This is a genomic window from Streptomyces sp. NPDC002265 (assembly GCF_040296125.1).
In the GTDB taxonomy this organism is placed as follows: Bacteria; Actinomycetota; Actinomycetes; order Streptomycetales; family Streptomycetaceae; genus Streptomyces.
The window spans coordinates 1-4,477 of record NZ_JBEOWS010000535.1 but is presented as its reverse complement, the minus strand read 5'-3'; the positions used below and the strand labels follow the sequence as shown (position 1 = coordinate 4,477).

Sequence of the window (4,477 nt, the reverse complement as noted above, 5' to 3'; positions counted from 1 at the left end):
AACGTTCCGTCGGCGGGCGCCTGGGGGGTGTAAACCGGTCACGTATCACACGTGTCAGTGAAAGCGGTCAGTGGGGCAATGGGGTGAACCTCAGGGCGATGGGCCGGTCGGGAGATCGGTATTCGGTCGTGATGGTCAGTGGATGATGCCGGTCCGCAGCGCCACCGCGACCATCCCGGCGCGGTCGCCCGTGCCGAGCTTGCGGGCGATACGGGCGAGGTGGCTCTTGACGGTCAGCGCGGACAGGCCCATGGAGACGCCGATCGCCTTGTTCGACTGGCCCTCCGCGACCAGTCGCAGCACCTCGACCTCGCGTCCGGACAGTTCGCGGTAGCCGCCCGGGTGGCTCGGGGCACCCGGGGGGCGGCGGTGCAGGCGGGCGGCGGCCGATCCGATGGGGGCGGCACCGGGGCGGGTGGGGAGCCCGACATTGGTGCGGGTGCCGGTGACGACGTAGCCCTTGACGCCGCCCGCGAGGGCGTTGCGCACGGCGCCGATGTCGTCGGCGGCGGAGAGGGCGAGGCCGTTGGGCCAGCCCGCCGCGCGGGTCTCGGACAGGAGGGTGAGGCCGGAGCCGTCGGGCAGATGGACGTCGGCGACGCAGATGTCGCGGGGGTTGCCGATGCGGGGACGAGCCTCCGCGATGGACGAGGCCTCGATGACGTCGCGCACACCGAGCGCCCACAGGTGGCGGGTGACGGTGGAGCGGACGCGGGGGTCGGCCACGACCACCATGGCGGTGGGCTTGTTCGGGCGGTAGGCGACCAGGCTTGCAGGCTGCTCGAGGAGAACGGACACCAGGCCTCCTGGGTGGGGGACGGTACCGGCTCGTGGGGATGAAGCCGGGACGAACCGTGCTTTCAAGGTCACAGTCGTCTTCGGCACCAAACCCGGCGTCCTTTAGGAAATGATCACGATCTAGTGAGTAACAATACGTCCAATTCGGACACGCGAGCGATCATCCGAAGATCGAATCGTTTCGGTCGGAGCCGCTTGGTTGTCTGAAAGTGGCCGTATCGACAAAGAGATCATCAAAACGGGCGAGGGAACGGGCCGAGAGGTCACCGGGACTGCGGCCCCCGTCGCTGCGGCAGCGTCACCACCGACGCGTCGCCGGGACCGGCCGGCGGCAGCCCCGCGACCTGGGCCAGCAGATCGCACCAGGACGCCAGATGGCCCGCGGTGTCCGGGACCCCGCCCAGGCCCTCCCGGGGCGTCCACGACGCGCGGATCTCGATCTGGGAGGCCGCGGGGCGCGCCGACAGCCCGCCGAAGTAGTGGGAGCTCGCGCGCGTGACGGTGCCGCTCGGCTCGCCGTACCCGAGGCCACGCGCCTGGAGCGCGCCCGTCAGCCACGACCAGCACACCTCGGGCAGCAGCGGGTCGGCGGCCATCTCCGCCTCCAGCTCCGCGCGCACCAGCGTCACCAGCCGGAAGGTGCCCTGCCAGGCGTCGTGCCCGGCGGGGTCGTGCAGCAGCACCAGCCGGCCGTCGGCCAGTTCCTGGTCGCCGTCGACGACCGCCGCCTCCAGCGCGTACGTGAACGGCGCCAGCCGCTGCGGGGCCGGTGTCGGCTCGATCTCGATCTGCGGTCGCAGCCGCGCGGTTCTCAGCGCCTCCACCGCGGCCCGGAAGGGCGGCGGAGCCGCGTTCGCGTGTGAGGCGTCCTCCCCGGTGTCCTTCGCGTCGTCCATCTCGCCAGCGCCGTCCGACAGTCGTCCCTGAGCCGCAGCCATGCGGGGAAGATTAAGGGGAACGGGGGCTTCGTGCAGAGCAAGACACCCCCATGGCCCCTTGCGCCCCGCGTACGACACCATGCACCCCCGCGTGCACCCCCGTCGCCCCGCCCCGCCGCGCCCCGGCCCGCACCTCGCCCGCGCCCCGGCCCGCACCTCGCCCGCGCCCCGGCCCGTACCTGGTCCCGCGGCCCGTACTCCGGACCGGGGCGCTCCGCCGTCGTGCGAGACTTGCCGTCGTGAGTGCGAACGGAAGCCCCGCGGGCCAGCAGCCGACAGCGACGTACGACAGCCCCTTCCTGAAGGCGTGCAGGCGTGAGCCCGTGCCGCACACGCCCGTGTGGTTCATGCGGCAGGCCGGGCGTTCCCTGCCGGAGTACCGCAAGGTACGCCAGGGCGTCGCGATGCTGGAGTCCTGCATGCGCCCCGAGCTGGTCACCGAGATCACGCTCCAGCCGGTGCGCCGGCACGACGTGGACGCGGCGATCTTCTTCAGCGACATCGTCGTCCCGCTCAAGGCCATCGGTGTCGACCTCGACATCAAGCCCGGCGTCGGCCCGGTCGTCGAGCGCCCGATCCGCACCCGCGCCGACCTGGCGCAGCTTCGCGACCTGACGCCCGACGACGTGCCCTACGTCATCGAGGCGATCGGCCTGCTCACCCGCGAGCTCGGCTCGACCCCGCTGATCGGTTTCGCGGGCGCTCCGTTCACCCTCGCGAGCTACCTCGTCGAGGGCGGCCCGTCGCGCACGTACGAGAACGCCAAGGCGATGATGTACGGCGACCCCGAGCTCTGGGCCGACCTGCTCGACCGTCTCGCCGACATCACCTCCGCCTTCCTGAAGGTGCAGATCGAGGCGGGCGCGAGCGCGGTCCAGCTCTTCGACTCCTGGGCCGGCGCGCTGGCCCCTGCGGACTACCGGCGCTCGGTGATGGCCGCCTCCGCGAAGGTGTTCCGCGCGGTCGAGGGGTACGGCGTCCCCCGCATCCACTTCGGCGTCGGCACCGGCGAGCTGCTCGGCCTGATGGGCGAGGCGGGCGCGGACGTCGTCGGCGTCGACTGGCGGGTGCCGCTGGACGAGGCCGTCCGCCGGGTCGGACCGGGCAAGGCGCTCCAGGGCAACCTCGACCCGACCGTCCTGTTCGCCGGCCGTGACGCCGTAGAGGCCAAGACGCGCGAGGTCCTCGACGCGGCCGCGGACCTGGAGGGCCACATCTTCAACCTCGGCCACGGAGTCATGCCGTCCACCGACCCGGACGCGCTCACCCGCCTCGTGGAGTACGTCCACACCCGTACCGCCCGCTGAGGCACCTCACCAGGAGTGCCGGGGCCGCGCCCGCCTGCCGAACAGCAGGCCGCGCGGCTCCGGAGGCGGTGGTGTGCCGGGCCGCAGCGGCCAGGCGAGCAGCATCCCGGTGAGGAATCCGACGATGTGCGCGGCGTACGCCACCGTGCCCACCTCGGAGACACCCTCGCCGGACGAGTACACCGCCTGGAGCACGAACCAGAAGCCGAGCACCAGCCAGGCCGGCAGCCGCAGCGGCAGGAAGACCAGGAACGGGACGAGCACCCACACCCGTGCCCTCGGATACAGCACCAGATAGGCGCCCAGTACGCCGGCGATCGCTCCCGACGCGCCGATCAGCGGGTCGACGGACGCGTCGTTGAGCAGCGCGAAGCCGTACGAGGCCGCATAGCCGCAGGCGACGTAGAACAGCGTGAAGCGGATGTGGCCCATGCGGTCCTCGATGTTGTTCCCGAAGATCAGCAGGAACAGCATGTTGCCCAGCAGATGCAGCCAGCTGCCGTGCAGGAACATCGCGGTGAACACGGACAGCGGCGGGGACTTGGCGTAGCCCGGCGGGCCGACCAGGCAGCCCGGCCCCTGCGCGCCGACCCCGACGGCGCCGGTGGGGACGGTCCCCGGCAGCTGATGGTGGATCAACTCCCGTGGCACCGCCGCGTAGTGGTCCAGGAACGCGTGCAGCTGGCAGAGCCGGGACAGATGGTCGCCGGCCCCCGCGGAGCCGGCGAGGCCCGGCGTGAACAGGAACACCAGGACGTTCGCGACGATCAGTCCGTACGTCACCCAGGGGGTGCGGCGCACCGGGTTGACGTCGTGCACGGGGATGACCACAAGGGACTACTGCCCGCGAAAGGCCGGACGAACCGGTGGACGGCGGACCGGTGAACAGCGGCGTCCGTACATGCGTATGAGTCGTCAACCGCCCGCGGTGCGGGGAAGGCGTGACGCGGGGACGACGTGAGGATCAGGCGATGAACGACGGAGTGACCGCTCAGGCTCTGCCCGCGATCCACGCACTGCCGGACGGCGAGGCGGAGATCTCACTGGTGGTGCGGCTGCCGTGGGAGGACGTTGCCCGGCTGGGCCAGGAGGCGGGGCGGCTCGCCGCGCAGCTGAAGCGGCCGGTGACCCTGGACGAGGCGGTCGGCAACCGGCTGCGGACCGTCAGGCCCTCGGCGGCGCACGCGCGGCCGGCCGGCGAGCAGCCGGCCGCGACCACCACCACGGCCACGACCGCGTCCGTGGCCTCGCTTCCCCGGATCACCGGAACGGCCTGAGCACTCCGTACCGGGCCCCGGACCATCGGGACGGTCCGAGCGTTCCGTACCGGGCCCCGGATCATCGGGACGGCCTGAGCGCTGCTCCGTGCCCGGGCCCGGACCAACGGGACGGCCCGGGCGTTCCGTACCGAGCCCCGGATCACCGGATCGTCCC

Annotated in this window: 5 protein-coding genes; 2 read left to right on the top strand and 3 right to left on the bottom strand. The window is 72.1% G+C overall.

What is annotated here, in order from left to right; translation table 11 throughout:
• Positions 1-135 precede the first annotated feature (135 nt).
• Positions 136-798 (bottom strand): response regulator transcription factor, encoded by a 663-nt coding sequence (locus ABT085_RS44255; RefSeq protein WP_189715754.1) that lies wholly within the window; start codon positions 796-798, stop codon positions 136-138.
• Between the two features lie 263 nt (positions 799-1,061).
• Complete coding sequence (locus tag ABT085_RS44250) at positions 1,062-1,736, bottom strand: DUF3000 domain-containing protein (protein ID WP_351622272.1); 675 nt, start codon at positions 1,734-1,736, stop codon at positions 1,062-1,064.
• A 239-nt stretch (positions 1,737-1,975) separates the two neighbouring features.
• On the opposite strand from ABT085_RS44250, the gene hemE reads away from it, so the two are divergent.
• Positions 1,976-3,043 (top strand): uroporphyrinogen decarboxylase, encoded by a 1,068-nt coding sequence (gene hemE / locus ABT085_RS44245; protein WP_351622269.1) that lies wholly within the window; start codon positions 1,976-1,978, stop codon positions 3,041-3,043.
• Between the two features lie 6 nt (positions 3,044-3,049).
• Here hemE and ABT085_RS44240 read toward each other — a convergent pair whose 3' ends face one another.
• A complete protein-coding gene (locus tag ABT085_RS44240; protein ID WP_351622266.1) occupies positions 3,050-3,874 on the bottom strand; it encodes a rhomboid family intramembrane serine protease in 825 nt (274 codons plus the stop codon).
• Positions 3,875-4,014: 140 nt separating this feature from the next.
• Between ABT085_RS44240 and ABT085_RS44235 the strand changes: the two genes are divergently transcribed.
• Positions 4,015-4,320 (top strand): hypothetical protein, encoded by a 306-nt coding sequence (locus ABT085_RS44235; protein WP_351622263.1) that lies wholly within the window; start codon positions 4,015-4,017, stop codon positions 4,318-4,320.
• Positions 4,321-4,477 lie beyond the last annotated feature (157 nt).

What these genes read in the sequence shown, in the direction of transcription:
- ABT085_RS44235 (WP_351622263.1), top strand. Translation starts at nt 4,015, where the DNA reads ATGAACGACGGAGTGACCGCTCAGGCTCTGCCCGCGATCCACGCACTG.
- ABT085_RS44250 (WP_351622272.1), bottom strand. Translation starts at nt 1,736, where the DNA reads ATGGCTGCGGCTCAGGGACGACTGTCGGACGGCGCTGGCGAGATGGAC.